General features: G+C 70.5%; 25 protein-coding genes. 10 read left to right on the top strand and 15 right to left on the bottom strand.

Annotation, left to right across the window (positions count from 1 at the left end; genetic code table 11):
- Positions 1–61: 61 nt before the first annotated feature.
- Positions 62–925, top strand: coding sequence for an NAD(P)-dependent oxidoreductase (locus tag ACFYV5_RS19830; RefSeq protein WP_389169893.1), 864 nt, complete (start codon positions 62–64; stop codon positions 923–925).
- 32 nt (positions 926–957) lie between these two features.
- On the opposite strand, the gene ACFYV5_RS19825 is transcribed toward ACFYV5_RS19830, so the two are convergent.
- Positions 958–1,122 carry a hypothetical protein gene (locus ACFYV5_RS19825; RefSeq protein WP_389169890.1) on the bottom strand — a complete coding sequence of 55 codons (165 nt, stop codon included), beginning with the start codon at positions 1,120–1,122 and terminating at the stop codon, positions 958–960.
- 209 nt (positions 1,123–1,331) lie between these two features.
- Here ACFYV5_RS19825 and ACFYV5_RS19820 point away from each other — a divergent pair, with 209 nt between their 5' ends.
- From ACFYV5_RS19820 to ACFYV5_RS19805, 4 genes are all read left to right on the top strand, one after another.
- A complete protein-coding gene (locus ACFYV5_RS19820) occupies positions 1,332–2,312 on the top strand; it encodes a bifunctional lytic transglycosylase/C40 family peptidase (protein ID WP_355105911.1) in 981 nt (326 codons plus the stop codon).
- A 192-nt stretch (positions 2,313–2,504) separates the two neighbouring features.
- Complete coding sequence (locus ACFYV5_RS19815; protein ID WP_389169887.1) at positions 2,505–3,215, top strand: phosphatase PAP2 family protein; 711 nt, start codon at positions 2,505–2,507, stop codon at positions 3,213–3,215.
- 319 nt (positions 3,216–3,534) lie between these two features.
- Positions 3,535–4,353 (top strand): hypothetical protein, encoded by an 819-nt coding sequence (locus ACFYV5_RS19810; protein WP_355104267.1) that lies wholly within the window; start codon positions 3,535–3,537, stop codon positions 4,351–4,353.
- Between the two features lie 102 nt (positions 4,354–4,455).
- Positions 4,456–4,638 carry a hypothetical protein gene (locus ACFYV5_RS19805; RefSeq protein ID WP_355104269.1) on the top strand — a complete coding sequence of 61 codons (183 nt, stop codon included), beginning with the start codon at positions 4,456–4,458 and terminating at the stop codon, positions 4,636–4,638.
- 120 nt (positions 4,639–4,758) lie between these two features.
- Here the strand turns inward: ACFYV5_RS19805 and ACFYV5_RS19800 are convergent, their stop codons facing one another.
- On the bottom strand, positions 4,759–5,118 hold the full coding sequence (locus ACFYV5_RS19800; RefSeq protein WP_355104271.1) for a metal-sensitive transcriptional regulator: 360 nt from the start codon (positions 5,116–5,118) through the stop codon (positions 4,759–4,761).
- A gap of 193 nt (positions 5,119–5,311) precedes the next feature.
- On the opposite strand from ACFYV5_RS19800, the gene ACFYV5_RS19795 reads away from it, so the two are divergent.
- Together ACFYV5_RS19795 and ACFYV5_RS19790 are read left to right on the top strand one after the other, a co-directional pair.
- Positions 5,312–5,932: a DUF47 family protein gene (locus ACFYV5_RS19795; protein WP_329118043.1), complete on the top strand. Its 621-nt coding sequence runs from the start codon at positions 5,312–5,314 to the stop codon at positions 5,930–5,932.
- Positions 5,933–5,938: 6 nt separating this feature from the next.
- Positions 5,939–6,937 (top strand): inorganic phosphate transporter, encoded by a 999-nt coding sequence (locus ACFYV5_RS19790; protein ID WP_355104275.1) that lies wholly within the window; start codon positions 5,939–5,941, stop codon positions 6,935–6,937.
- A gap of 134 nt (positions 6,938–7,071) precedes the next feature.
- On the opposite strand, the gene pstB is transcribed toward ACFYV5_RS19790, so the two are convergent.
- From pstB to mshD, 11 genes are all read right to left on the bottom strand, one after another.
- Positions 7,072–7,848, bottom strand: coding sequence for a phosphate ABC transporter ATP-binding protein PstB (pstB, locus tag ACFYV5_RS19785; protein WP_355104277.1), 777 nt, complete (start codon positions 7,846–7,848; stop codon positions 7,072–7,074).
- Between the two features lie 27 nt (positions 7,849–7,875).
- Entirely contained in the window at positions 7,876–8,952 is a 1,077-nt protein-coding gene (gene pstA, locus ACFYV5_RS19780; protein ID WP_389169880.1) for a phosphate ABC transporter permease PstA, read from the bottom strand.
- Between the two features lie 91 nt (positions 8,953–9,043).
- The gene (gene pstC / locus ACFYV5_RS19775; RefSeq protein WP_355104281.1) at positions 9,044–10,018 is read right to left on the bottom strand and encodes a phosphate ABC transporter permease subunit PstC; all 975 of its coding nucleotides are present in this window, start codon (positions 10,016–10,018) and stop codon (positions 9,044–9,046) included.
- A gap of 111 nt (positions 10,019–10,129) precedes the next feature.
- The gene (gene pstS / locus ACFYV5_RS19770) at positions 10,130–11,266 is read right to left on the bottom strand and encodes a phosphate ABC transporter substrate-binding protein PstS (protein WP_389169876.1); all 1,137 of its coding nucleotides are present in this window, start codon (positions 11,264–11,266) and stop codon (positions 10,130–10,132) included.
- Between the two features lie 251 nt (positions 11,267–11,517).
- Positions 11,518–11,910, bottom strand: coding sequence for an NUDIX hydrolase (locus tag ACFYV5_RS19765; RefSeq protein WP_355104285.1), 393 nt, complete (start codon positions 11,908–11,910; stop codon positions 11,518–11,520).
- Positions 11,907–12,956 (bottom strand): CHAD domain-containing protein, encoded by a 1,050-nt coding sequence (locus tag ACFYV5_RS19760; RefSeq protein ID WP_389169873.1) that lies wholly within the window; start codon positions 12,954–12,956, stop codon positions 11,907–11,909. Before ACFYV5_RS19760 ends, ACFYV5_RS19765 begins: the two co-directional genes overlap by 4 nt.
- Positions 12,943–15,258: an RNA degradosome polyphosphate kinase gene (locus ACFYV5_RS19755; RefSeq protein ID WP_389169871.1), complete on the bottom strand. Its 2,316-nt coding sequence runs from the start codon at positions 15,256–15,258 to the stop codon at positions 12,943–12,945. The genes ACFYV5_RS19760 and ACFYV5_RS19755 overlap by 14 nt, the downstream gene beginning before the upstream one ends.
- A 226-nt stretch (positions 15,259–15,484) precedes the next feature.
- Positions 15,485–16,453, bottom strand: coding sequence for a hypothetical protein (locus tag ACFYV5_RS19750; protein WP_389169868.1), 969 nt, complete (start codon positions 16,451–16,453; stop codon positions 15,485–15,487).
- Positions 16,450–17,301 (bottom strand): ABC transporter ATP-binding protein, encoded by an 852-nt coding sequence (locus ACFYV5_RS19745; protein ID WP_355104293.1) that lies wholly within the window; start codon positions 17,299–17,301, stop codon positions 16,450–16,452. The genes ACFYV5_RS19750 and ACFYV5_RS19745 overlap by 4 nt, the downstream gene beginning before the upstream one ends.
- Positions 17,298–17,684, bottom strand: a complete 387-nt coding sequence (locus ACFYV5_RS19740) for a GntR family transcriptional regulator (protein WP_355104295.1) — start codon at positions 17,682–17,684, stop codon at positions 17,298–17,300. The genes ACFYV5_RS19745 and ACFYV5_RS19740 overlap by 4 nt, the downstream gene beginning before the upstream one ends.
- An 89-nt stretch (positions 17,685–17,773) precedes the next feature.
- Entirely contained in the window at positions 17,774–18,700 is a 927-nt protein-coding gene (gene mshD / locus ACFYV5_RS19735; RefSeq protein WP_389169864.1) for a mycothiol synthase, read from the bottom strand.
- 132 nt (positions 18,701–18,832) lie between these two features.
- Between mshD and ACFYV5_RS19730 the strand changes: the two genes are divergently transcribed.
- Together ACFYV5_RS19730 and ACFYV5_RS19725 are read left to right on the top strand one after the other, a co-directional pair.
- Entirely contained in the window at positions 18,833–20,662 is a 1,830-nt protein-coding gene (locus ACFYV5_RS19730; RefSeq protein WP_389169861.1) for a bifunctional metallophosphatase/5'-nucleotidase, read from the top strand.
- 131 nt (positions 20,663–20,793) lie between these two features.
- Positions 20,794–21,657, top strand: a complete 864-nt coding sequence (locus ACFYV5_RS19725; protein ID WP_389169858.1) for a phosphatidylinositol-specific phospholipase C domain-containing protein — start codon at positions 20,794–20,796, stop codon at positions 21,655–21,657.
- On the opposite strand, the gene ACFYV5_RS19720 is transcribed toward ACFYV5_RS19725, so the two are convergent.
- Together ACFYV5_RS19720 and ACFYV5_RS19715 are read right to left on the bottom strand one after the other, a co-directional pair.
- Positions 21,622–23,037, bottom strand: a complete 1,416-nt coding sequence (locus tag ACFYV5_RS19720; RefSeq protein WP_389169855.1) for a sensor histidine kinase — start codon at positions 23,035–23,037, stop codon at positions 21,622–21,624. The two genes, ACFYV5_RS19725 and ACFYV5_RS19720, sit on opposite strands and share 36 nt — an antisense overlap.
- A gap of 8 nt (positions 23,038–23,045) precedes the next feature.
- Positions 23,046–23,771, bottom strand: coding sequence for a response regulator transcription factor (locus tag ACFYV5_RS19715; protein ID WP_355104304.1), 726 nt, complete (start codon positions 23,769–23,771; stop codon positions 23,046–23,048).
- A 443-nt stretch (positions 23,772–24,214) separates the two neighbouring features.
- On the opposite strand from ACFYV5_RS19715, the gene ACFYV5_RS19710 reads away from it, so the two are divergent.
- Complete coding sequence (locus ACFYV5_RS19710) at positions 24,215–25,375, top strand: RNA-guided endonuclease InsQ/TnpB family protein (RefSeq protein WP_389170013.1); 1,161 nt, start codon at positions 24,215–24,217, stop codon at positions 25,373–25,375.
- Positions 25,376–25,429 lie beyond the last annotated feature (54 nt).

Below are 25,429 nucleotides of genomic sequence, written 5' to 3'. Positions count from 1 at the left end.
GCTGTGCTACGTTTCTGGTCCCGGCTCTAAATAGAGCGTTCGTTTTAGGGAGGACATCGCTATGCGCAACTCCGTCACCGTCATCGGGCTCGGCCCCATGGGCCACGCCATGGCCGGCGCCTATCTCGACCAGGGCTACCGCGTCACCCTGTGGAACCGCACCGCCTCCCGCGCCGACGACCTCGTGCGCCGCGGCGCCGTCCTCGCCGCCTCACCCGCCGAGGCCGTGGCCGCCAACGAGCTCGTGATCGTCAGCCTCACCGACTACGCGGCTCTGTACGCCGTACTGGACGGGGTCGACCCCGCTGTCCTGGCCGGCCGGGTCCTCGTCAACCTCAGCTCCGACACACCCCGTCGGGCCCAGGCGGCCGCGGCTTGGGCGCAGGAGCGGGGCGCGGTCCAGCTCACCGGTGGGGTGCTCGTGCCGCCGTCCGGCATCGGCGACCCCGGCTCCTCCGCCTTCTACAGCGGCCCGCGCGAGGTCTTCGAGGCCCACCGCCCCGCCCTCGAAGTGCTCACCGGCACGGACTACCGTGGCGAGGACCCCGGTCTGGCCGCGCTGTTCTATCAGCTCAACATGGTCATGTTCTGGACCGCCCTCAGCGGTTACTGGCAGGCCCTCGCGCTCGCCGACGCGCACGGCTTCAAGGCCGCCGACCTCCTGCCGTACGCCGTCAACGCCCTGGACCTGCAGCAGTTCGTGGAGTTCTACGCACCGCGCGTCGACGCCGGTGACCACTCCGGTGACGTCGACCGTCTCGCGATGGGGCTGGCGAGCACCGAACACGTCCTGCACACCGTCACCGACGCGGGCGTCGACGGAGCGCTCCCCGCCGCCGTCGTCGACCTCTTCCGGCGCGGTGTCGAGGCGGGACACGGACAGGACAGCAGCTCCAGCCTGGTGGAGGTGCTGAAGCGGAAGTGAGGGCGGCGTGGACGGATCCCTCCGGGCACGACCTAGGGCCGGGACGGCGGTGTGTGGAAGCCCGTGCAGCCGAAGCGCCGCCACTCGGCCCGGTCGTCGCCGTCGGCGCGGTAGGCGACCACCGTCCAATCCCCGTCCCCGAGCAGGATGTGGTCGCCTATGCGCGCGGGGTCCTGCCCGGGTCTCAAGGGGTCCACGTCGCCGCACTGTAGTGCGGGCGGTGTCGTCCGCGGGGGCTGTCGGCCGCCTCGGGACACTTCCGGTCCGTCCCGTTCGCCACCCCCCGAACAGCCTCCCGCCACCTAGACTTGGCCGGGATGGACTGCCAAGACCCTAGGGGTGGTTGACGGTGCGTAGGGCGCGAGGGGCGCGCAAGGCGTGGCTGGTGGGCGCCGGGGTCATCGGGATGTGCTTCGGCTTCGTCGCGCTGCTCGTCGTCGGGACGTACTCCGCCGCCGCCGGGCTCCTCGGTGGTGCCGGGAACGCCAAGAACGGCACCGTCGGGCTGGCCAAGGGGGCCGTGCCGGCCGCGTACCAGGGGCTGGTGCAGAAGTGGGGGAACCTCTGCCCCGCCATCAACCCCGCCCTGCTCGCCGCGCAGCTCTACCAGGAGAGCGGCTGGAACCCGCGGGTCGTCTCGCCCGCCAACGCCATGGGCATCGCCCAGTTCATCCCCGGCACCTGGGCGGGCCACGGGATCGACGGCGACAAGGACGGCGACCGGGACGTCTGGGACCCGGCGGACGCGATCCCGTCCGCCGCCTCGTACGACTGCGAGCTCGCCGGCTATGTGAAGGACGTGCCGGGCGACCCGACGAACAACATGCTCGCCGCGTACAACGCGGGGGCGTACCGGGTCATAAAGTCCGGCGGGGTGCCGCGCATCAGCGAGACACAGAACTACGTGCGGATCATCCGCTCCCTGGAGAAGAGCTTCGCCCGGCCCCTGGGCCGGGTCGACCCCTCGCGGCAGGCCGCCGGAGCGATCCACTTCGCGCAGCAGAAGCTCGGCACGCCCTATCTCTGGGGCGGTACGGGAACAGCCGCGCAGAATGGCCGATTCGACTGCTCCGGGTTGACACAGGCCGCGTACCGGACCGTCGGGATCGAGCTGCCGCGCGTCGCCAACGACCAGTACAACGCGGGGCCTCATCCGGCCCGCGCCGAGCTGCTCCCGGGTGACCTCGTCTTCTTCTCCGACGACCTGACCAATTCACGTGCCATCAGGCACGTCGGCATCTACGTCGGCGGCGGCTACATGATCGACGCGCCGCGCACCGGGGCCGTGATCCGCTTCACCAAGGTCGACACTCCGGACTACTTCGGGGCGACCCGGGTCACCGAGGAGGGCGCGGCTGCGCTGCCGACCCACCTGCCGCAGACCTGACATTCCGTCGGACATGGCCGGAACTGGTCGGAACTCTCCGTCAAGCGCAGGCCCTGAGCTGCGACGACGTGTCTCTCTTCGGTAACGTCATGGTGATCGTCGAGGAAGAGCGGAACGCCCGCCTCAGGCGGTTCGTTTCCTGATCCGACCGGCCACGGTCGACTCACGTGACAAGGCAAGGGGCCTCAGCAGATGGCTGGACTCGCATCGGACGGTTCGAACCCCGATGTCAGCCTGCTCTACGACATCAACGGGCTGGCGCGGGAAGCCCCGCCGTGGTTCGACCGCGTCATGGGGTTCGTCGGCGAGTACGGGATCATGCTCGGCCTCGTCCTCGTCGCGCTCGGGTGCTGGTGGAGCGTCCGCCGGCGCGGCACGCTCACCGACTCCGTCACCGCCCTCTCGGGACTCGTCTGGGCCCCGATCGCCGCGGGCATCGCGCTGCTCGTCAACATCCCCATCCGGGGGTTCGTCGAGCGGCCCCGGCCGTTCAAGGACCACGAGGGCCTCGACGTCCTCGTCGACGGCAAGACCGACTTCTCCTTCGTCAGCGACCACGCCACCATGGCGATGGCCATCGGCGTCGGGATCTTCGTCGCCCACCGGAAGTTCGGCCTCGCCGCCATCGCCCTCGCCTTCGCCGAGGGCTTCTGCCGCGTCTACATGGGCGTGCACTACCCGACCGACGTCATCGGCGGCTTCGCCCTCGGTACGGCGGTGGCCCTGCTCCTCGCGCCCGTCGCCCTCGCCCTGCTGACCCCGCTGGTCTCCGCCGTCGCCCGCTCCCGGCACGGGGCGAGGCTGGTCCGCTCCCGGAGCGCCGCAGAGCGCTGCCCGCTGCCCGAGACGCTCGGCGTCCCCGAGCAGCGCATGGGGTCCGCCGAGAAGGACCTGGCCGCGTAAGGGCCGACCGCGGGGCGTGGTGGGGGACCTGGCCGCGGTCGGCACTGCCTGTACCCCTAGGCGGTCGGCTGCCGTGCCTCCGCCGCGTGCGTCGTCGCGTCCGACCGGGCCTTCTCCCTCGATCGGCGTGCCGGGCCCGTCCAGCCACAGCTGCACCGGGCTATCGCGAAGGAGCCGCGTTCCGTCGTGGTCGTGTGATGCGGGGCCTGCTGATGCACGGATCCACCGTACTGCGCGTGACGGGTGGCCCAGGACCGTCGTTAGGCGGGTCGGGCGGGTCCCGGACAGGCAGCGGTACGGCGTTGGGGGTTGGCAGGCGATGGTGGTGCAGCGGTACGGGCGCGGGGGCGGCTCCCTCGCTGTCGCGGCGGTCCTGGTCGGGGCGGTGACCACGGGCGGGTGCGCCGCCCCCGAGGACCCCAAGCCGGGCGGCGACCCGACGAGGACCGTGCGGGACGCGGCCGAGGTGCTGACCAGGGCCGGCACCTCCAAGGCGAGTACGAGCATGGAGATGGCGACCGGCGGGACCCGGGTGACCATCCGGGGCGAGGGCGGGTACGACTTCCGCCGTCGTACCGGACGCCTCCAGGTCGTCCTGCCCAAGGACGCCGCCGGGGCCTCCGAGCACCGGCCCATCACCGAACTGCTGGCGCCCGGCGCGCTCTACATGAAGAACCGCGGGGCCGGCGTCCCGGCCGACAAGTGGGTACGGGTGGACACCACCACCCTCGACGACGGCAACCTCGTCACCGGCGGGGCCACCGACCCGGCCGCCGCAGCCGAGCTGCTGCGCGGCGTGCGGCAGGTGACGTACGTCGGCGAGGTCGACCTGGCAGGGGTGAAAGTCAGCCACTACCGGGGGGTCACGGACATCGCCGTGGCCGCCCGAGCGGCCTCGCCGCAGGTGCGCGGGGCGCTGGCCGCGGCGGCGAAAGGGTTCGCCAAGGACACCGTGCCCTTCGACGCGTATCTGGACCACGAGGGGCGGCTGCGCAAGGTGCGTCACCAGTTCAGCTTCGCCAACCAGGGGCGTACGGTCGCGGTCGCGTCGACGACCCTGCTGTACGGGTTCGGTGCCGCCGTCGACGTACGGCTGCCGAACCGGAAGGACATCTACGCCGGGAAGATCGAGGCGTAGCGGGGGGCGTCCGCAGGCCATTCCCAAATGGTCCGGACGTGTCATGCGCGGTGCGTGGCGCGCTCCCTACGCTGGGAGACCGACGCCGGCAGGAAGAGGTGAATGCGCGTGGCTCCGCCCAGTACCGCGACAGTGCCCACTGACCAGGACTGCGTCGCTCTCGCCGAGATCGAGCTGTGCGGCGAATTGATCATCGCGGCCTCGGCCGCCGACGGGGAGCGGCTCAGCGCGGACCGTATCGACGAGGTGCTGAGGGTCGCGACGGAGCGAGCCGAACGCTGCTGAACCGCGGCCGCCGAGACCCCGACGACCGCCACCGACAGGGCCACCGCCACCGACACAGCGACCGCCACCGATCCGACGACCGCCGCCGAGAGGCCGGGGCCGTCGGCCGGGCTCCGGCTCTCAGGTGCGCATCATCCGTGCGATGGCCTTCGTCGCTTCCTCCACCTTCGCGTCGATCTCGTCGCCGCCCTTCATCGCCGCGTCGGCGACGCAGTGGCGCAGGTGCTCCTCCAGGAGCTGGAGCGCGAAGGACTGCAGGGCCTTCGTGGAGGCCGACACCTGGGTGAGTATGTCGATGCAGTACGTGTCCTCGTCGACCATCCGCTGCAGACCGCGAATCTGGCCCTCGATCCGGCGCAGCCGCTTGAGGTGCTCGTCCTTCTGTTTGTGGTAGCCGTGCACGCCGTGGTCGTGCTCGGTGACGGGCACAGCGCTCTCGACGGGCTGGGGGATGCCCTCGGCCGCCTCGGTGGTCGTCATCGCGTCCTCCCGTTGTCCAGAAAGGGTGTGTATACCCCTCGTGGGTATATGGTACCGATCCCCGCCGGTCCGGGCGGGGGCACGTGCAGATCACTGTGCCTGATGGGCGACACTGAAGGGACGCCGGTTAGCCGTGGCCGGATGATGCGCCTAGCATCAGCCTGACCGAAACCCAGCACCCCGAGGACCCCACGTGCGATTTCGTCTGACCCCCAGGGAGACGAGCTTCTACGACATGTTCGCCGCGTCGGCGGACAACATCGTCACGGGCTCGAAGCTCCTCATGGAACTGCTCGGAGCGGACATGTCCGCCCGGGCCGAGATCGCGGAGCGGATGCGGGCAGCGGAACACGCCGGTGACGACGCCACCCACGCGATCTTCCACCAGCTGAACTCCTCCTTCATCACGCCGTTCGACCGCGAGGACATCTACAACCTCGCGTCTTCCCTCGACGACATCATGGACTTCATGGAGGAGGCCGTCGACCTGGTCGTCCTCTACAACGTCGAAGAGCTTCCCAAGGGTGTCGAGCAGCAGATCGAGGTGCTGTCCCGCGCGGCCGTGCTGACCGCCGAGGCGATGCCGCACCTGCGGACGATGGACAACCTCACCGAGTACTGGATCGAGATCAACCGTCTCGAGAACCAGGCCGACCAGATCCACCGCAAGCTCCTCGCGCACCTCTTCAACGGCAAGTACGACGCCATCGAGGTGCTCAAGCTGAAGCAGATCGTGGATGTGCTGGAGGAGGCGGCCGACGCCTTCGAGCACGTGGCGAACACGGTGGAGACCATCGCGGTCAAGGAGTCCTGAGGCTTCGTGGACACCTTTGCGCTGATCGTGACCATCGGTGTCGCGCTCGGCTTCACGTATACGAACGGGTTCCACGACTCCGCGAACGCCATCGCCACCTCGGTCTCGACCCGGGCGCTGACGCCGCGCGCGGCGCTGGCGATGGCCGCGGTGATGAACCTCGCCGGAGCGTTCCTCGGCAGCGGGGTCGCCAAGACCGTCAGCAAGGGACTGATCGAGACGCCCGAGGGCAGCAAGGGGATGGGCATCCTCTTCGCCGCGCTGGTCGGCGCGATCGTCTGGAACCTGGTCACCTGGTACTTCGGCCTTCCGTCCTCCTCCTCGCACGCGCTGTTCGGCGGCATGGTGGGCGCGGCGCTCGCGGGCGGGATCGAGGTGATCTGGTCCGGGGTGCTCGAGAAGGTCGTCATCCCGATGTTCATCTCGCCGGTCGTCGGTCTGCTCCTCGGCTACCTGGTCATGTGCGCGATCCTGTGGATCTTCCGCAAGGCGAACCCGAGCAAGGCGAAGCGTGGCTTCCGTATCGCCCAGACGGTGTCGGCGGCGGGCATGGCGCTCGGTCACGGTCTTCAGGACGCGCAGAAGACGATGGGCATCGTGGTGATGGCCCTGGTCATCGCCGATGTCGAGCAGGCCGGTGACGCGATCCCGGCCTGGGTGAAGATCGCCTGTGCCGTGATGCTCTCGCTCGGTACGTACGCGGGCGGCTGGCGCATCATGCGGACGCTCGGCCGCCGGATCATCGAGCTGGACCCGCCGCAGGGCTTCGCGGCGGAGACCACGGCGGCGTCCGTGATGTACACGGCCTCGTTCATGTTCCACGCGCCGATCTCGACGACGCACGTGATCACCTCGGCGATCATGGGTGTGGGCGCCACGAAGCGGGTGAACGCGGTGCGCTGGGGCGTCGCGAAGAACATCATCCTGGGGTGGTTCATCACGATGCCGGCGGCGGCGCTGGTGGCGGCGGTGAGCTATTACGTGGTGAAGCTGTTCTTCGGGTAGCCCCCCGGCAGGTAGCTCCCGGCAGGCGTACGCGTACGGAAATGGGCCCGCCCCCTCGGGTAGAGGGGGCGGGCCCTTTCGTCCTGTGGTGGCACCGCCATGCAGCACCGCAGGACGGTCTCGGGGGTGTCGGCTTATCCGAAGCGGCCGGAGATGTAGTCCTCGGTCGCCTGGACGCTCGGGTTGGAGAAGATGCGCTCGGTGTCGTCCAGCTCGATCAGCTTGCCGGGCTGGCCCACGGCCGCCAGGTTGAAGAAGGCCGTGCGGTCCGAGACGCGGGCGGCCTGCTGCATGTTGTGCGTCACGATGACGATCGTGAAGCGCTCCTTCAGCTCGCCGATCAGGTCCTCGATCGCCAGCGTGGAGATCGGGTCCAGGGCCGAGCAGGGCTCGTCCATCAGCAGGACGTCGGGCTCGACCGCGATCGCGCGGGCGATGCACAGACGCTGCTGCTGACCGCCGGAGAGGCCGGAGCCCGGCTTGTTCAGGCGGTCCTTGACCTCGTTCCAGAGGTTCGCGCCCTTGAGGGAACGCTCGACGATGTCGTTGAGCTCGGACTTCTTGTACCGGCCGTTCAGGCGCAGGCCCGCCGCCACGTTGTCGAAGATCGACATCGTCGGGAACGGGTTGGGGCGCTGGAACACCATGCCGACCGTGCGGCGCACCGCGACCGGGTCGACGTGGGAGCCGTACAGGTTCTCGTCGTCCAGCATCACCTTGCCCTCGACGCGGCCGCCGGGGGTGACCTCGTGCATGCGGTTCAGGGTGCGCAGGAAGGTCGACTTGCCGCAGCCGGAGGGGCCGATGAAGGCCGTCACCGAGCGGGGCTCGACGGTCATGGAGATGTCGTCGATCGCCTTGTGGGCGCCGTAGTAGGCGGAGAGGCCGCTGACGTCGATTCGCTTGGCCATATCAATTCACTTCCCAGGTGGCCGCGGTCAGCGGCCGGTCTTCGGTGCCTTCCAGCGGGCGATGCCGCGGGCCACCAGGTTGAGGAACATGACGAAGGCGATCAGGACGAGCGCGGCGCCCCAGGCGCGGGCCACGGCTGCGTCGGTGCCGACCGCGTACTGCTCGTACACGTAGAGCGGCAGGGAGGACTGAGCGCCTTCGAAGGGGTTCGGGTTGATGAGCTTCGTCCCGAACACGAGGAGCAGGACGGGGGCCGTCTCACCGGTGATGCGGGCGACCGCGAGCATGACGCCCGTGGTGATGCCGCCGATCGCGGTGGGCAGGACCACCTTCAGGATCGTGCGCCACTTCGGGATGCCGAGGGCCAGGGAGGTCTCGCGCAGCTCGTTCGGGACGAGCTTGAGCATCTCCTCGGTGGAGCGGACGACGACCGGCATCATCAGGATCGCGAGGGCCATCGCGCCGGCGAACCCGGAGGGCCCGAAGCCCAGCATCAGATTCCAGGTGGCGAGGATGAACAGACCCGCGACGATCGACGGGATGCCCGTCATGACGTCGACGAAGAAGGTGACGGCCTGGGAGAGCCTCCCACCGCCGTACTCGACGAGGTAGACCGCGGTCAGCAGGCCGATCGGCGCGGCGATCAGGGTCGCGATGCCGACCTGCTCGATGGTGCCGAGCAGCGCGTGGTAGACACCACCGCCGGCCTCGGCGTCCAGGACGCCGTTCATCGAGTGGGTGAGGAAGTACGGGTCGAGTACCTCCATGCCCTTGCTGATCGTGACCCAGGCGAGGGAGAGCAGCGGGATGACGGCCAGGACGAAGCAGACCCAGACGAGGCTGGTCGCGACCCGGTCCTTGGCCTGGCGGGAGCCCTCGACCTTGGTGGTGATCGCGTACGTCGCGAGGACGAAGAACAGCGCGGCGAGCAGGCCCCACTGGATGCGGCTGTGCCAGCCGGCCGCGAGACCGAGGCCGACGCCGCCGGCGATCGACCCTATGGCGATGGCGAACGGGGTCCAGCGCGGGAGCCGGGCGTGCTTGAGCGGGTCGTGCGTGACAATGCTCTGCACCGGCGGACGGTCCTGTATGGCGTGGCTCATGCTGCTTCCCCATCAATCGCTTCTCCGCCCACGCGGCGCAGAGGTGCGGGCTGTGTCTCCGTCTGCGACCCGGCGGCCGCGCGTGCGTCGCTCATGCCGCGGCCCCCGAGTACTCCTTGCGGCGGGCGATGATCCACCGGGCCGCGCCGTTGACCAGCAGGGTGATGACGAAGAGCACCAGGCCGGAGGCGATCAGGGCGTCCCGGCCGAACTCGTTCGCCTCGTTGAACTTGGCGGCGATGTTCTGGGCGAACGTGCCGCCGCCCGGGTCGAGCAGGTGGCCCGAGAGGACGAAGCTGGGCGAGAGCACGACGGCCACTGCCATCGTCTCACCGAGCGCGCGGCCGAGGCCCAGCATCGAGGCGGAGATGATGCCCGAGCGGCCGAAGGGGAGGACGGACATCCGGATGACCTCCCAGCGCGTGGCGCCGAGGGCGAGTGCGGCCTCTTCGTGCATCTTCGGGACCTGGAGGAAGACCTCGCGGGTCACGTTGGTGATGATCGGCAGGATCATGATCGCCAGCAGGATGCCCACGGTGAACATGTTGCGGGCGACGCCGTCGCTGGCCTTGTCGAAGATGTACGTCCAGCCCAGGTACTCGTCGAGCCACTGGTTCAGGCCGTCCAGGTACGGGACCAGGAATATCGCGCCCCAGAGGCCGTAGATGATGCTGGGGACGGCGGCGAGCAGGTCGACCACGTACGCGAGCGGCTTGGCCAGCTTGCGCGGGGCGTAGTGCGAGATGAACAGCGCGATGCCGATGGCGACCGGCACGGCGATGACCATGGCGATGATCGACGAGACGACCGTGCCGAAGGCGAGGACGGCGATGCCGAAGACCGGCGGGTCGCCGGCCGGGTTCCACTCGAAGGTGGTGAAGAAGTTCGTGGAGTCCTGGGAGATCGCGAGCGCGGCCCGGTAGGTGAGGAAGCCGGCGATCGCGGCCATCAGCACCAGGAGCGTGATGCCGGATCCGCGGGACAGCCCGAGGAAGATCCGGTCTCCGGGGCGGGTCGCGCCCCTGGCGCGCCCGTCGTTTTCTATGGGTGGGGTTGTCGTAGCCATTCCGACTCTCCGGTCTGCGGAGCCGGTACGGATGTACGGGCTCCTGGCGGCGGTGCACCGGATGCCGGGCCGGTCCGTCGGGGGTGGCCGACGGACCGGCCCGGCCTGGGATCAGGACAGGGTGGGGACGATCTCGCGGACCTTGGCCGCGATCTCGGCCGGCATCGGGGCGTAGTCGGCCTCGGCGAGGACCTTCTGGCCCTCCTCGCTGATCGCGTAGTTGAGGAACGCCTTCAGGGTCGGCAGGGTCTCCGCCTTGTTGCCCTTGTCGCAGGCGATCTCGTACGTGACCAGGACGAGCGGGTACGCGCCCTCGGCCTTGGTGGCGTAGTCGAGGGAGAGGGCCATGTCGCTGCCGGTGCCCTTGACCTTGGCGGCGGCGATGGCCTTGGAGGCGTTCTCCGTGGTGGCGGCGACGGGGGCGGCGGCACCGGTGTTGACGCTGACCGTGGAGATCTTGTTGGCGGTCGCGTAGGAGAGCTCGAAGTAGCCGATGGAGCCCTCGGCGTCCTTGACCGCGGCGGCGACACCGGAGGAGCCGTTGGCGGCCTGGCCGCCCGGGGCGGGCCAGGACTTCGCCTTCGGGTCGTGCTTCCAGTCGGCCGCGGCGGCGGTGGAGAGGTACTTGCCCAGGTTCTGGGTGGTGCCCGACTCGTCGGAGCGGTGGAAGGCCTGGATGTTGCTGTCCGGCAGCTTGGCGCCCGGGTTCAGCTTGGCGATCGCCGGGTCGTTCCACTTGGTGATCTTCGTGTCGAAGATCTTGGCGATGGTGGAGGCGTCGAGGACCAGGTTGTCCACGCCGTCGAGCTTGTAACCGATGGCGATGGGGCCACCGACCATCGGCAGGTTGATGCCCTTGCCGCCCTTGCAGATCTTCTGCGAGGCGGCGACCTCCTCCTCCTTCAGGGCGGAGTCGGAGCCGGCGAAGGCGACCTGGCCCTGGTTGAACTTGGTGATGCCACCGCCGGAGCCGATGGACTGGTAGTTGACCTCGACGCCCGAGCACGCGGCCTGGAAGTTCTTGACCCAGAGGTCCATGGCGTTCTTCTGCGCGGAGGAGCCCGCGGCGAGGAGCTGGCCCTTGGCGTCCTCGCACTTGATGTTCGACGCCGCGGCGGACGTCTTCCCGCCGTTCGGGGTCGTGCCGGTGTTGTCGTCCGAACCACACGCCGACAGGACGAGGGCGCCGGAGACGACGAGGGCACCGATCGCAGAGGCGCGAAGCCCGTTGTTGCGCGAAAGCTTCACTTTCGGGTGTTCCTTCCAGAAGCCGCCTGGCGCGGACCCAGTGTCCTGAACGTTCTACGGCGGCGTGTGTCGGGGTTGTGGGTGCAGCGCTGTGCTTGTGCACCTTGTACGGCCGAAATTAGGCAGAACAGGTGAAGCGGCCGACGGGGGAGAGTGAACGGGAAGTGAACCGTGACGGAAGGCCGAGTGCGGGGCCCTCGGGCGGGCGGCCGGACGGGCGACAGTGCCCGGCCCCGGGCGCCTGCCCGCGTCTACGGGGTCGACACCAGCACGTCGAGGAGTTCGCGGTCCCTGGGCTGGGTCAGGCGGTCGCGGGCCTGCGCGGGGGTGAGCCAGTCCACCCGGTCGACCTCCGCCGTCGGGGTGAACGTACCCCCGAGCGCACGGGCCGACCAGTACGTGACCTCCTTCTGGCGACCGTTCGCCAGGTAGCGGACCGCGGGGAGGCGGGGGCCCAGGGCGCAGGACTGGCCGGTTTCCTCCCGTACCTCGCGGACCGCGCACGCCTCGGCGGTCTCGCCGCGTTTCAGCTTTCCTTTCGGATGGGACCAATCATCATATTTCGGCCGGTGGACCAGGGCGATCTCGATGCCCCGCCCCGAGCGGGCGGGACGCCACAGGACGCAGCCGGCAGCGAGGATCACGGGACCGGCGCCGTCGTGCGCTGCCAGGCGCGCTGGAAGGCGAAGCGGGCGGCCTCGACCTCGTGGCGCTGGTCGGCGTGGAGGACGCCCAGGGCGTACGCCGTGGCCGGGGCGATCCGGGGGGTGCGGGCCGCCGTGGCGGCCGCGGCGGCGGCCTCGGAGGCGTCCCGGTGGCGGTCGAGGGCGCGGCCTGCCTCGTAGAGGGCCGGATCGGGCTCGGTGCCGTGCAGGACCTCGCAGGCGTACCGGTGGAGGCGCAGCAGAAGCCGCGTCTGGTGCCAGGGCGCGTCCTGGGCCTCGCCGGCCGCGAGGGCGAGGGCGTCCGCGTTGTACGGGTGGGCCGCCCGGGACAGCGGCAGGCCGGCCACGGCCTCCGTGAGGCGGCGCTCGACGACCGCGGCCGGGGCGTCGAGGACCTCGATCGCCGGGGCCTCCCCCGCGGGCCCAAGAGGCACCTCGGAGGCGAGGAGCGCGACGGCGTCCGCGACCGCGTGGAAGCGGGAGGAGCCCAGCGCCTGGAGGGCCGCCGAGTGGGCTCGCGTACGGGCGAGGCTGAGCTGGCGGTCGAGCAGGGCGCCGGCGCGGGCGGCGCCGACCGTAAGACCCCGGCTGCCTTCCGTACCCCGCGCCACCGGGACGGGACCACTGCCGTTCGACAGCCGGGACAGCGCGTCCACCAGCCGGACGAGCCGGGAGGTGCAGGCGTGCTCCAGGGCGAGCGTTCCCGACAGCCAGGCGAGCTCCGTACGCAGCTGGTCGGCCCAGGCGGCGTCGAGAAGCGGCCGGAAGGTGTGCAGGGTGCCGCTGATCCGGCGGGCGGCGGACCGGAGCGACCGGGCGGCCTCCTCGGAGCCCGCCGTGTCCGCGCCGCTCTCGGTGTGCAGGCGCAGGGCGCGCAGGAAGTCTCCGGCGCGCGCCTGGAGGTAGGGGGAGAGGACCTCACCCGCCGTGACGCCTCTGAAGTCGCCCGCGGAGGCGCGCGGGGCGCCCGTGGAGGCGCCCGCGGAGACGTTCCGGGAGAGGGAGGGGTGGTCAGGGTTGTGCACGCCGGCGCCTCCGCGCGTCGATGAGCATCTCCTGGACGTGCCGCAGCGGCTGGCCCTCCGGGTCGGTCGCGTGCCGCGTCCAGTTCCCGTCCGGGCCGAGGTGCCAGGAGGAGGTGGTGTCGGACATTCCGGTCTCCAGGAGCCGGCTCAGGGCGGCTCGGTGGGCCGGGTCGGAGACCCGTACCAGCGCCTCTATCCGGCGGTCCAGGTTCCGGTGCATCATGTCGGCGCTGCCGAACCAGACCTCGGGCTCGCCGCCGTTGCCGAAGGCGAAGATCCGCGAGTGCTCCAGGAAGCGGCCGAGGATCGAGCGGACCCGGACGTTCTCGGAGAGGCCGGTGACGCCGGGGCGGATCGCGCAGATGCCGCGGACCCAGATGTCGACCGGGACGCCCGCCTGCGAGGCCCGGTAGCAGGCGTCGACGACGGCCTCGTCGACCATCGAGTTGACCTTGATCCGGACGTACGCCGGCCGGCCCGCCCGGTGGTGGGCGATCTCCTTGTGGATCCGGGACACCAGACCGTCCCGGAGGGACTTGGGCGCGGTGAGCAGCCGGCGGTAGGTCTCGCGGCGCGAGTAGCCGGAGAGCCGGTTGAACAGGTCGGAGAGGTCGGCGCCGACCTGCGGGTCGGCGGTGAGCAGACCGAGGTCCTCGTAGAGCCGGGCCGTCTTGGGGTGGTAGTTGCCGGTGCCGACGTGCGAGTACCGGCGCAGCACCTCGCCCTCCTGCCGGACGACGAGCGACAGCTTGCAGTGGGTCTTCAGACCGACGAGGCCGTAGACGACATGGCAGCCGGCCTCCTCCAGCTTGCGCGCCCACTTGATGTTGGCCTGCTCGTCGAAGCGGGCCTTGATCTCCACGAGGACGAGGACCTGCTTGCCGCTCTCGGCGGCGTCGATCAGGGCGTCGACGATGGGGGACTTGCCGGAGGTCCGGTACAGCGTCTGCTTGATGGCGAGGACGTCCGGGTCGGCGGCCGCCTGCTCCAGGAACGCCTGGACGGAGGTGGAGAAGGAGTCGTACGGGTGGTGCAGCAGCACGTCCCGCTCGCGCAGCGCCATGAAGATGTCGGGCGCGGAGGCCGACTCGACCTCGGCGAGATCGCGGTGGGTGCCGGCGACGAACTTGGGGTACTTCAGCTCGGGCCGGTCCAGCGAGGCGATCCCGAAGAGACCGGTGAGGTCGAGCGGGCCGGGCAGCGGGTACACCTCGGCGTCGGAGACCTTCAGCTCGCGGACGAGCAGATCGAGGACGTACGGGTCGATGGACTCCTCGACCTCCAGGCGGACCGGCGGCCCGAAGCGGCGGCGCAGCAGCTCCTTCTCCAGGGCCTGGAGGAGGTTCTCGGTGTCGTCCTCCTCGACCTCCAGGTCCTCGTTCCGGGTCACCCGGAACATGTGGTGGGCCAGCACCTCCATGCCGGGGAAGAGCTCCTCCAGGTGCGCCGCGATGACGTCCTCCAGGGGGACGTACCGCTGCGGAGAGGCCTCCAGGAAGCGGGTGAGGAGCGGCGGCACCTTGACGCGGGCGAAGTGGCGGTGGCCGCTGACCGGGTTGCGTACGACTACGGCGAGGTTGAGCGAGAGGCCGGAGATGTACGGGAAGGGGTGCGCGGGGTCGACGGCCAGCGGCGTGAGCACCGGGAAGATCTGCTGCCGGAACAGGGTGAAGAGCCGCGCCTGCTCCTTCTCCGTCAGCTCGGGCCAGCGGATCAGGTGGACGCCCTCCTCGGCGAGGGCCGGGGCCACGTCCTGCTGGTAGCAGGCGGCGTGCCGGGCCATGAGCTCGCGCGAGCGGGTCCAGATCAGGTCGAGCACCTCGCGGGGCTGCAGCCCGGAGGCGGAACGCGTGGCGACGCCGGTGGCGATCCGGCGCTTGAGACCGGCGACGCGCACCATGAAGAACTCGTCGAGGTTCGAGGCGAAGATCGCGAGGAAATTCGCTCGTTCGAGGAGGGGCGTGGTGGGGTCCTCGGCCAGTTCGAGGACCCGTTCGTTGAACGCGAGCCAGCTGCGCTCGCGGTCGAGGAAGCGGCCCTGGGGAAGCTCGCCGGCGGCGTCGTCGTCCTCGTACGCGTCGGGGTCGGCGTCCAGGTCGGGCTCGAGGTCCGACGCCGGCCCCGTGTGGACGGCGTGGGGGCGGTGCGCCGCTATGGAACCGACGGACGGCTGGGCGGTCGGCTCACCGTTCTGGGCACTCTTGGCGGACGGCTTCGAGGACGCCTTCGCGGACGTCTTGGCGTTCTTCGCGGACGGCTTGGCGGAGGACTGGACCGGGACCTCGGCAGGCTGCTGGCTCATGGCCCCATTCTTCCGCGCGAAGGGGTCGTCGGGCGCGTCGGAGCGGGCCGTGGGCGAGGGAAGTCTCCCTAGGGGGAGCCCCTTGGCGAGAGGAGACACGGCGGGCTTCATTGCGTGAGCGTCGCAAGCGTGTCTGAATGGCCGGTAACGACGACATGTCGTGCGGGAATCGGGGGCGGGGCCCTGAAGGCCCCGCCGACCGGTTCTCGACGGCTCGATCCGTACGTTACGGGTGCCGGGCGCGCAGCACCCGGAAGGCGGCGAACAGGGCGAGGGCGGCGAGGGCGAGGACGATGCCGGTCTCGACCAGCTGGAGTGGCCAGAAGTGGGCGGAGGGATGGAAGTCGGCGTAGTCGGCCGCGCCGCCGCGCCCGATCATGCATGCCGCGCTTTCTCCCGAGTAGGTCTGGCAGGCGTCCCACCCGATGCGCTCGCCAGAGGCGGTGACCATGCCGTTCTCCACGATCCAGGCGTCGGACACCTTGAGTGACAGTTCGCGGCCGGTGACGGTCTCGACGGGCCAGAGGCCCGGGCGCACCCAGGCCAGGGCCGCCAGCGCGAGTCCGATGACCAGCGCCGCTGCGCCCATCGCGACGACCGTGCGACGCACGAGCAAGCCGACGACGGTGCCGACGGTCAGCCCCAGGAGCGAGTGCGCCAACGGCACGACACCGTGCGAGGCGAAGACGTTCGGGTCGTACCAGTACGTGGGGTAGTCGTTGGCGGGCCCCGTCCGCCAGGCCCACGAGAAGAGCAGGCTCAGCAGCGGCACGATCGCGACGACGAGCGCGGCGGGCACGGCCAGCTTCGCCACGAGCCAGCGCGCCGGGCTGACGGACTGCGTCCATGCCAGCTTGTACGTACCGGACTCCAGTTCCCGGGCCAGCATCGGGCCCGCGACGAAGGCGCCGACCAGTCCCGGCAGGACGAGCATGCCGAGTGCGGTGTACTCGATGAGGTGACGGGACATCCACATGCCGTCCCAGTACTCGCGCTCCGGCTGGAAGCAGGAGCGGTCCGTGCTGCCGACGGCGCACCCGGCCGCGCGCAGCGCTTCCACCGTGCTGTCCGACCACAGGCGGGAGCCGATCAGTGCCGCCGTCGCCACCACCGCGAGGGCGATCGCCACCCACAGTGCCCGCCGGTGCTGGCGGGCCGTCACCCAGTACGGGCCCTTCAGGGCGAGGCTGCTCATGCGGAGGCTCCTTCGGGGGTGCGGGCGGCGCGGAGGTGGGCGAGGAGGAGTTCCTCCAGGGTGGGCGCGGAGGTCTGCCACGGGCCTTCGAGCGGCCCCTCCCGCCGAACGAGGGCGGTGAGCTGACGGCCCGTCGTGCGGGAGTCGACGACCGTGTGCGGGGCGAGGTCGGCCACCGGGCCCCTGACCAGGGTGTGGGTGGCGAGGAGGTCGTCGATGGGGCCGTCGAGCCGGACCCCGCCGCCCTCGACGAGGATCAGGTGGTCGCAGGCGCCCTCCAGCTCGCCGAGGATGTGCGAGGACATGACGACGGTCGTGCCGCGCTCGGCGGCGTCGGCCATCAGGACGCCCATGAGCTCGTGGCGGGCCAGCGGGTCGAGGTCGGCCATCGGCTCGTCCAGGAGCAGGAGTTCCGGCCGCTTGCCGAGGGCGAGGGCCAGTGCGACACGGGTGCGCTGGCCGCCGGAGAGGGAACGGATCCGGGCGTCCGGGTCCAGGGGCCCGGCGGCGACGATCCGTTCCGCGAGGGCCGCGTCCCAGCGGTCCGGGTTGAGCTCGCGGCCCATCCGGAGCGTTTCGGCGACGGTCAGCTGCGGGTACAGCGGCTTGTCCTGGGCCACGTACGCGAGATTCTCCCGGGCGGGGGCGAGGATCGTGCCCGCGGTGGGCTTGATCAGGCCCGCGGCGAGGGCGAGGAGCGTGGACTTGCCGGCGCCGTTGGGACCGACGACGGCGCAGACGCGGCCGGCGGGAAGCCGGAAGGAGCAGTCGAGCAGCGCCCAGACCCGCTTGCGTCCGGCGTAGCGTTTGCCCAGCCCGCTGGCTTCCAGAGCCGTGTCGGCGGTCATGCGTCGTCCCCCTCGAAGTGTTCTTTCAGTACGGATGTGAAGAGCGCCGCCACGTCGTCCCGGTCCAGGCCCTCCTCGCGCGCCCGGCGGGCCCAGTCGACGAGCTCGCCCCGCAGGGGTGAGTCGGCGGGGCCGGTGCCGAGCGTCGCGCGGACGAAGGTGCCGAGGCCGCGGCGGGCTTCCACGAGCCCTTCGCGTTCCAGTTCGCGATAGGCCTTGAGGACCGTGTTCGGGTTGATGGCCGTGGCCTCGACGACCTCGCGTGCGGTGGGCAGCCGGTCGCCGGGTTCCAGTACGCCCATGCGCAGGGCCTGTTTGGTCTGCTGGACGATCTGGAGGTAGGTGGCGACTCCGCTGCGCCGGTCGATCCGGTACTCGAGCACGTTCCTTCCACCACCCTTTCACTAATCAAGTAGTGAAAGGGTGGTGGAAAAGAGGGGGCGGTGTCAACCGCCCCCTCCGAAAGTCCGGTTCAGGACTCCGTGCGGTACATCAGGTCCACCTCGTGCGTGACGAAGCCGAGCCGCTCGTACACCGTCACCGCCGCCGTGTTGTCCGCGTCCACGTAGAGCATCGCCGTCGGCAGCGCCTGCGCCGCGAGGTGCCGCAGGCCGATCGCGGTGAGCGCCTTGCCGAGGCCGCCGCCCTGGGCCTCCGGCAGGATCCCGACGACGTACACCTCGCCGAGCTGCTCCTCGGCGTGCACCTTCGTCCAGTGGAAGCCGACCAGCCGCCCCTCCCTCTCCGCGAGGAAGAAGCCCTTCGGGTCGAACCACGGCTCGGACATGCGGTCGTCCAGGTCCCGCTGCGTGAGCGAGCCCTGCTCGGGGTGGTGGGCGAAGGCGGCCGCGTTCACCGCGAGCCAGGCCGCGTCGTCCTGGCCGGGTACGTACGTACGGACGGTGACGCCCTCGGGCAGCACGGGCTCCGGGATGTCGAGCGGCACCAACGGTCGGCGCAGCTGGCGCAGTTCGCGGAACAGGGTCAGGCCGAGCACCTGGGCCAGGTGCCGGGCCGCCGACTTCCCGCCGTGCGCCCACACCCGCAGCCGCTTGCCCGAGGCGGCGAGCAGCGCCGCCCCGAGCGCCCGCCCGTGGCCGCGCCCGCGGTGCGACGGGTGCACGACCAGCTCGGCGGCCGGGGCCTCCACCGGATCGGTGTCCTCCAGCTGGGCGTAGCCGTAGAGGTGTGATCCGACCGTGAGCAGGAAGTGCCGTACGCCCTCGCGCCTGCCGCGCCGCAGATACAGCCGCCCCTGCTCGGACACGGCGTGCAGTCCGTCGGCGCGGTCGGCCGCGTCCAGCAGGTCCAGGACGTCCTGGACCTGCTCGGGGGAGAGTTCGTCGAGGGTGAGGATCTGCCGTCCGGGTTCAAGGACCGGTGTCGGGTCAGGAGTCATGCCCCGAGCCTACGGAATCAACTGACTTGTAACCCGGCCCCCCCTGTTGCGCTACGCGCGTTGACTCTAGGCTGCGCTGGCACACCAGGAGTCGAGCAACGCCGCAAAAGGGGCGAGGAGACAAGGGGAGCGATGTCAGCAACACCGAAGAAGAAGAGGACGGCGCGGCGGATACTCGCCGTGGGCGCGGGGCTCGCCACGGCCGGTGCGCTCGTCGCCGCGCTGCCCGCGGGCGCCTCGGGCACCGAGGACCGACCGGGCGCCGCCCACGGGCGTTACGTCGACGTCCAACTGCTCTCCTTCAACGACCTCCATGGCAACCTGGAGCCGCCGACAGGTTCGTCGGGCCGGCTCACCCACCTCAACGAGGACGGCTCGACCAAGACGATCGAGGGCGTCGGCGGCGTCGAGTACCTCGCCACGCACCTGCGACAGGCCCGCGAGGGCAACCGCTACTCCGTCACCGCCGCCGCGGGCGACATGATCGGCGCCTCCCCGCTGCTCTCCGGGCTCTTCCACGACGAGCCGACGATCGAGGCGCTGAACAAGCTGAAGCTCGACGTGAGCTCGGTGGGCAACCACGAGTTCGACGAGGGCGCGCGCGAGCTGGCCCGCATCCAGAACGGCGGCTGCCACCCGACCGAGGGCTGCTTCGAGGAGGGCCGAAGCTTCGAGGGCGCCGACTTCCCGTACCTCGCGGCCAACGTGACGGACGAGAAGACCGGCCGGCCGATGCTCGACCCGTACTTCGTGTGGGAGCGCAACGGCGTCAAGATCGGCTTCATCGGCGTGACCCTGGAGGGCACGGCGGACATCGTGAACGCCGACGGCATCAAGGGCCTGAAGTTCGGCGACGAGGTCGAGACGATCAACAAGTACGCCAAGGTGCTGGAGCGCAAGGGCGTGAAGTCGATCGTCGCGCTGCTCCACGAGGGCGGACTGCCCGCCTCGGGCGCGTACAACTACGACTGCGACACCCCGGGCGCGGGCGCCGGCATCTCCGGCCCGATCGTCGACATCGCCAAGAACGTCAGCCCGCAGGTCGACGCCCTGGTCACCGGACACACTCACCAGGCGTACGCGTGCAGCATCCCGGACCCGTCCGGCAAGCCGCGCACGGTCACCTCGGCGGCCTCCTTCGGCCGGCTCTACACCGACACGACGCTGACGTACGACCGTCGTTCGAAGGACATCGTCCGCACCGCCGTCGCCTCCGCGAACCACGTCGTCACCCGTGACGTGACCCCGGCGAAGGACATGACCGACCTGATCGGCCGCTACAAGACGCTGGCCGCGCCGGTCGCGAACCGCGCGGTGGGTCACATCTCGGCCGACATCGAGAACCCGATGCCCGACCCCAAGAACCCGCTCGCCGGCATCGAGAGGCCGGCCGGCTACCTGATCGCCGACGCGCAGCTGGAGGCCATGGCCCCGGCCGACAAGGGCGGCGCCCAGCTCGCGCTGATGAACCCGGGCGGCGTCCGCATGCCGCTGGTCCACGCACAGTCCGGTGGCGAGGGCGACGGCGTGGTGACCTACGCCGAGGCGTACGCCGTCCAGCCGTTCACCAACATGATGACGGCGGTCGACCTGACCGGCGCCCAGCTCATCACCACGCTCCAGCAGCAGGTCAGCGGCGCGAACCAGGCCGCACCGAAGTACCTGCAGGTCTCCAAGGGCTTCACGTACACCCTGGACCTGACCAAGACCGGCGCGGACCGGATCGTGGTCGACTCGGTGAGGCTGAACGGCGAGGCGATCGACCCGGCGAAGACCTACCGGGTCGCGATGAACGAGTTCCTGGCGGCCGGCAGCGACGGCTTCCCCGTGCTGAAGGAGCACAAGAACAAGCTGGTCGGTGCCTCCGACCTGGATGTGCTCGTCGCCTACCTGGGCGCCCACTCCTCGGCGAGCGCCCCGCTGGCGCCGCCGGCGCTGGGCCGGATCACCATCGTCAAGTGAACCTGACGTAGCGCCCTGAGCGGAGGGGCGGCGGCCGGAGCGACCGGTCCGCCGCCCCTTCCGCATACGCGGGACCTTCCCCGTACGCGCGACTCTGGCGTTTCTTGACGCGTACGCGTCATACTCCGCGCATGGACCGACGCAGCTTTCTCGCGGGAGCCACGGCGGCCGGCGCCGTCCTCCTGGTCGGAGCCCCGCCCGCGCGAGCGCGCACCCGGGCCCTCACGACCCAGGACTGGATGGCCGGCCACGGCGACCTCACCCCGCTCCAGAGGCTCACCATCCCCGGCACCCACGACTCCGGCGCGCGCTTCGGCGGCCTCTGGTCCGAGTGCCAGAACACCACCGTCGCACAGCAGCTCGCCGCCGGAATCCGCTTCCTCGACATCCGCTGCCGGGTCACCGGCGGCTCCTTCGCCATCCACCACGGCGCCTCGTACCAGCGCATGATGTTCGGTGACGTCCTCATCGCCTGCCGCGACTTCCTGGCCGCCCATCCCTCCGAGACCGTCCTCATGCGGGTCAAGCAGGAGTACTCGTCGGACTCCGACGCGACCTTCGGCGCCATCTTCACCGACTACCTCGACCACCGCGGCTGGCGCTCCCTCTTCCGTATCGGGGACGCGCTCCCCACCCTGGGCGAGGCCCGCGGCAAGGTCGTCCTCATCGCCGACAACGGCGGACTGCCCGGCCTCAAGTGGTGGGACGGCGGGGCCATCGCGCTCCAGGACGACTGGAACGCCCTGCCCAACGCCAAGTACCCCAAGATCGAGGCCCACTTCCGCCAGGCCGTCGAGCAGCCCGGCAAGCTGTACATCAACTTCGTCAGCACCTCGGCCTCCCTGCCGCCGCGCTGGAACTCCGACAACCTCAACCCGCGCGTCCACGGCTTCCTGGACTCCACGGCGAGCGGCTGGAAGGGCCTCGGCATCGTCCCCCTGGACTTCCCGAACACCCGCTCAGGACTGGTCGAGTCCCTCATCCGCCACAACTGACGGCGGCGGCATCGGCGCGCCTGGCAGGCGGAGCACCGCCGCCGTGCCGCCGCCCTCCGGCGACGTCAGGGCCACCGTGCCGCCCGCCTGCTGGACCGTGCGGGCCACGATCGACAGACCCAGGCCCGAGCCGGGGAGGCTGCGCGCCGACGGTGAGCGCCAGAAGCGGTCGAAGACGTGGGGGAGTTCGTCGGGGGCGACGCCGGGGCCATGGTCGCGGACCGTCAGTTCGCCGCGCATCAGGGTCACCTCGACCGTGCCGCCCGGCGGCGAGAACTTCACCGCGTTGTCCAGCACGTTCACCAGTGCCCGCTCGAGCCCCGCCGGTTCCGCCCGGACGTACCAGGGCGCCAGATCCGTGACGAAGGTCAGCTCGGGGCCGCGCAGCCGCGCCCGGTCGAGCGCCGAGCGCAGGATCGTGTGGAGCGGTACGACCTCCAGCGGGCCCGGCTGCACCGCGTCCGGGCGGGCCAGCTCCTGAAGGTCGCCGATGAGCGCGGCCAGCTCCGTCATCTGCGCCTTCACCGAGGCCATCAGCGCCCGCCGGTCCTCGGGCGGCAGCGCGCGGCCGGTCTGCTCGCTGCGCGCGAGCAGCTCGATGTTGGTGCGCAGCGAGGTCAGCGGGGTCCTCAGCTCGTGACCCGCGTCGGCGATCAGCTGCGCCTGCCGGTCCCGGGACACCGCCAGCGCGGCCGTCATCGCGTTGAAGGAGCGCGAGAGCCGGGCGATCTCGTCCTCGCCCTCGACCGGGATGCGCACCGTCAGGTCCTCGGTCGCCGCCACGTGCTCGACCGCGCCCGTCAGCCGGTTCACCGGCTCCAGACCGGTCCGCGCCACCCAGAGCCCGGCCGCCCCGGCGCCCACGACACCGATTCCGGAGACCAGCAGCAGCACCCAGCCCAGCGTGGACATCGAGTTGTCGATCTCGTACAGCGGGCGGGCGACCGAGATCGCCACCGGCTGGTCGTTGATGGTCGCGGGATAGGAGTAGACCCGCATCTCCGTGCCGTTCTCGGCCCTGGTGGTGTGCAGGGTGTACGGCTCCTCCAGGCGCGCCACCGCGAGGTCCCCGGGCTCCGAGGGGATCGGGGAGGTGCCGAGCGAGCAGACCTCTCCGGTGGCGGTCACGATCTGGAGGGTCTGCGAGGGGCCCGCCGGCACCGGACGGTTCTGCGCCCCCGGTGCGCAGGCCGCCAGCAGCCTGCGCGCGTCCTCCTGCGTGAGCCGGGTGCCGCGCAGCGACGAGTCCAGCTCCGCCTCCAGCTGCGCCCGCGTCACGAACCAGCACGCCAGCGACACCGCCGCCACCGCGACCGCCACCGCGGTCGCCGTCAGGAGCGCCAGCCGGGACCGCAACGGCCGCGACCGGAACCACGTCACGGGTCCGCTCACTCCGGACCCCCGCCGCGCAGGACGTACCCCACGCCCCGCACCGTGTGCACCAGGCGCGGCTCGCCGCCCGCCTCCGTCTTGCGGCGCAGATACATCACGTACACGTCCAGGGAGTTCGAGCTCGGCTCGAAGTCGAAGCCCCACACCGCCTTCAGGATCTGCTCGCGCGTCAGCACCTGACGCGGGTGGGCCAGGAACATCTCCAGGAGCGTGAACTCGGTACGCGTCAGCTCCACCGGACGCCCGCCGCGCGTCACCTCGCGGGTCGCCACATCCATCCGCAGATCGGCGAAGCCCAGCACATCGCCCTCGGGCTGCGGTTCGCCGGCCGCCGCGTACGAGCTGCGGCGCAGCAGGGCCCGGATCCGCGCGAACAGCTCGTCCAGCTCGAAGGGCTTCACCAGGTAGTCGTCGGCGCCCGCGTCGAGCCCGGTCACCCGGTCGCCGACCGTGTCCCGCGCCGTGAGCATGAGGATCGGCACGGTCGAGCCGGAGGCCCGGATGCGGCGGGCCGCCGTCAGGCCGTCCATCCGCGGCATCTGGATGTCGAGGACGACGAGATCGGGGGCGTACGACTCCATCCGGGCGAGGGCGTCGACGCCGTCGACGGCCTCCTCGGTCCCGTACCCCTCGAAGGCGAGACTGCGCCGCAGCGCCTCCCGCACGGCGGGCTCGTCGTCGACGATGAGGATGCGGTCGCCTTCGTTCACCGGGCCAGTCATGGGGTCAGCCTCGCACGTGTTTCAGCCCGATCTTGAGAGAAACCTCGGGTGCTCCCGCCCGGGCGGAATCGCATCCTGAGTGCGGGGGCGTGGAGCGCCGCATCGCTCTGGAGTGCTGCCCGGCTGCGGTGGGGAGTTTCTGGTTCTGGATACGTCCTGATGACCGCGAGCGGTGCTCCGCCGCATGATCCGGCGAAACGGGAGGGGGCCGGAAGTGGCCCGCTCACACACAGACACGTACGGATGTATCTGGGGAACTCCTGCCGCAGGAACCGCGCGGAAACACCTTTCAGCGCGCCGTCGAGCCGGGACAGGACCTGGTCGGTGAATATCCCCACCGGTACTTCGTCATGAAAACAACGTGGATGTGAAGAACCACACAGTGTCTGCCAGTTCTGGTGGATCGGTACGGTGTTGTGGCGAGCCGTCGTACGTTGATCGCTATGAAGCTCGTTGTGCAGGTTCGTCTCATGCCGGATGCCGTGCAGGCACCGGCTCTTAAGCGCACCTTGCGCACGGTCAACGAGTGTGCGAACCGGGTCTCGGAAGGATCGTTCGAGAACTTCGGGCTCAAGGGCTCTGTGCGGGATCTGCGGTCGATGTCGTACGGGGAGCTGAAGGCCCGTGGGCTGGGGGCGCAGGCAGCGCAGCACGTCATCAAGCGTGTGGTGGACGCCTACACCACCCTGCGGGCGAACATACGAGCCGTGAACCTCGGTAAGGAGGGGTCGAAACGCCGGATAAAGGCCGGGTCCAAGCCCGTCGTGTTCCGCGTCGACGCGGCGCACACGTTCGATGACCGGTGTCTGTCGTGGAACTACGACGCGCAGGCCGTGTCCATCTGGACCTTCGACGGGCGCATCAAGAACCTGCGGTTCGTGTGCTCGCCGGGCGCTCTCAAGCAACTGGCCGAGCACCGTAGGGGTGAGTCCGACCTGGTGTTCCGGGACGGCAAGTGGTTCCTGGTCGCCACCATCGACGTCCCCGATGCCGAGGTGTTCGAACCGAAGGGCTGGATCGGGGTGGACCGGGGCGTCAACAACCTCGCCACCACCAGCGACGGCACCAACTACACCGGCCGCCGCCTGAACCGGTACCGGCGCTGGCAGGCTCGTAAGAAGGCCGAGTTGCAGGCCAAGCGCACCCGCTCGGCGACGCGTCTGCTCAAGAAGCGTGCCCGGCGAGAAGCCCGGCACGCCACCCACATCAACCACAGGATTTCCAAGGACATCGTGGCCGTCGCCCAACGCACCGATCGCGGCATCTCCGTCGAGGAACTGGCGGGCATCCGCGAGCGGGTCACGGTTCGACGCGACCAGCGGGCCACACAGTCGTCCTGGCCGTTCCACCAGCTCGGCTCCTTCCTGGAGTACAAGGCGCGCCGCGCAGGTGTGCCGTTCATCGCGGTGGACCCGGCCTACACCTCGCAGCGCTGCCCGCGCTGCGGGCACACCGAGCGGGCCAACCGGCCCACTCGGGAACACTTCCGCTGTCGTCGGTGCGGGCTCGCTGGCCCAGCCGACCATGTCGCCGGGGTCAACATCGCCAAGCGCGGTGCCCTGGCGTGGGGCTTCGTCAACAGTCCCGTCCCCGAGTCGGCCTGAGCCGAACCGAGGAGATGCGACCCGTGACCGCCCCGTCGTAGGGGGCAGTCGGGA

Source organism: Streptomyces sp. NPDC003035, from assembly GCF_042888285.1.
GTDB lineage: Bacteria > Actinomycetota > Actinomycetes > Streptomycetales > Streptomycetaceae > Streptomyces.
This window is presented reverse-complemented; position numbering and strand designations above follow the sequence as displayed.